This is a genomic window from Flavonifractor plautii ATCC 29863 (assembly GCF_000239295.1).
GTDB classification, from domain to species: domain Bacteria; phylum Bacillota; class Clostridia; order Oscillospirales; family Oscillospiraceae; genus Flavonifractor; species Flavonifractor plautii.
Genome location: NZ_JH417658.1, coordinates 1 through 1,854, shown reverse-complemented (window position 1 = coordinate 1,854; position 1,854 = coordinate 1). Strand labels below are relative to the sequence as shown.

The following is a 1,854-nucleotide window of genomic DNA, read 5'->3' as shown; positions in this document are numbered from 1 at the left end:
AGTGGCCGGGGACGAAAGACCTCTCTGTGAGGGATTGGGTATGCCCTGTCTGTGGAGCTATCCACGACCGGGACATCAACGCCGCAAAGAACATACTGAACGAAGGTCTGCGCCTGTTGGCGTAGACTTGCATACATGGTAGGGCGGGACACGCCCGAACCTAACGCTCGGGGAGACCATGTAAGACCTGCTTGCGGGTAACGGTCAGCGAACCGAGAATCCCCCGGCTTTAGCCGTGGGGAGTGTCAACAAAAAATGTAATTTGTTCGGGGGAAGGAAGGGAAAGAAAATGGGGCTTATCAACTGCCCATCCTGCGGGCAAAGACAGTCTGAGGAAAATGTAGAGTGTATCAACTGCGGAACACCACTGAACAATTTAATTGGCACACAAAATCCTGTAAAAAATATGAAAGACGGGGAAATCTGCTGTCCCCATTGCGGGCATATTCAAAGCCGTTCGATTGAACTATGCAAAAACTGCGGGAAAAGTATGCGTACAGTATTGAAAATACAAAAACGGGATATCGCTGGTACAGCTATTTGGATTTGCGCGGCGGTTTTAGGGGTTCTATTTGCCATATATTGTGAAGTGTCACTGGGGATCTTAATTACTGTGGTATGCGCAGGCTTTGCAATAGTGAAATATGAACGGATTGACCGCGCCATCCATAATGCCGGACTATTGTTGGACCGCGTAAATGAAGAAAGGTTATACCGGGAGTCTTTACCGCAGACACTTCTGTTTGGATTGCAGGGAGTTCCTGGAATATCAGGCGAATGTATCAATCTTCTTTTAGATCAAAAAAGGGTGCAATTGATTTTTCAAGAGAAAGAAATAGAGCGATTCCTCCCGTTTTCCCAAATCGTCTCTTATGGGGTTGTGACACGAGAAGAATACGTAAAAGGGAGTGTACTAACCGGGGCTGCGATCGGAGGTGCCATTGGCGGCGATACGGGTGCTATTGTTGGTGCAATGGCGGCAAAAGAGGGAACTATTATGTATCGAAAATACTTCGAGATTAACTATCGCACTAAGTCGGGCTCCCTCTCGAAGATCGAGTGTCGGTATAAAGGGCTTAACCAATCGAATCTAGACGTTATTGTGCCCCTCTTAAAAAAAGCAATTGGTCTGGAGAAATACCTGAACATGCCGCCCCCTCCTGTCCAGAAATCCGACTATTTATGAATCTGTAGTATGAGGCGCATCAGTACTGAAATGCATGGGCCGCCTCACTTTTTCTGCACTCCGAAGCCGCTGCTGGTAACGCCTTGCCTTGCAAGGCCAGAAAGGAGTGCGGCGGCGGCCCGGCCAGAACTAACCGCCTCAGTTTCAGAGCGATTTAAAAAAGGTCGTGGACCCGGTTGGCGGTAATTCCCCAGGCCATGTTCCACTACATCAGAAAGGGCTATGCCATAATCCGTTCCTTGAAGGGGGGCAACATCTTCCACAATCAGAACATGCCCTGCTTCGACGCGCGCACTTAGATTCCCTCGGTCTCCAAGACCCCCGTCAGATTTGCGTCTGCTGGACATGGCTGGTGCGGTTGCGGGATAGCTATAAACTGCGCTCACTGCCTGTTCCAAAATAATGTCCTTGACAACCTCGGCCACTTCATGTTCAAGTGCGCTGTCAATAGCAGCATCTAATTTTGCAGACATAGTCTGGTATCGTTCCAGTAAACTCAATCAATTTTCCTCCTTAAAGTAAGAGGGCGCACTTCTGCCATGATTGGTAAAAGCGCGCCCTCTCGGACATTTAATAGCCCAACTCTCTTCAGTTTCGGCCCCCGCCTCAGTTGCCCTAGGGGAGGGCTGTCGGTTGGTCGTGTCAAGATTTTTTCGCACTTTAGTTTG

The 1,854-nt window shown here is 49.1% G+C and carries 3 protein-coding genes; 2 read left to right on the top strand and 1 reads right to left on the bottom strand.

Annotated elements, in window-relative coordinates; all coding sequences use genetic code 11:
- The first annotated feature begins 26 nt into the window (after positions 1-26).
- Both HMPREF0372_RS18970 and HMPREF0372_RS19580 read left to right on the top strand, forming a co-directional pair.
- A complete protein-coding gene (locus HMPREF0372_RS18970; protein WP_414016154.1) occupies positions 27-125 on the top strand; it encodes a zinc ribbon domain-containing protein in 99 nt (32 codons plus the stop codon).
- A 164-nt stretch (positions 126-289) separates the two neighbouring features.
- Entirely contained in the window at positions 290-1,186 is an 897-nt protein-coding gene (locus HMPREF0372_RS19580) for a thioredoxin domain-containing protein (RefSeq protein WP_155116953.1), read from the top strand.
- A 44-nt stretch (positions 1,187-1,230) separates the two neighbouring features.
- On the opposite strand, the gene HMPREF0372_RS19575 is transcribed toward HMPREF0372_RS19580, so the two are convergent.
- Entirely contained in the window at positions 1,231-1,686 is a 456-nt protein-coding gene (locus tag HMPREF0372_RS19575; RefSeq protein ID WP_007488832.1) for a hypothetical protein, read from the bottom strand.
- Between the last annotated feature and the right edge of the window lie 168 nt (positions 1,687-1,854).

Bases quoted from the DNA above. Each gene is read 5' to 3' on its own strand.
- HMPREF0372_RS19580 (WP_155116953.1), top strand. From the start codon at position 290: ATGGGGCTTATCAACTGCCCATCCTGCGGGCAAAGACAGTCTGAGGAA.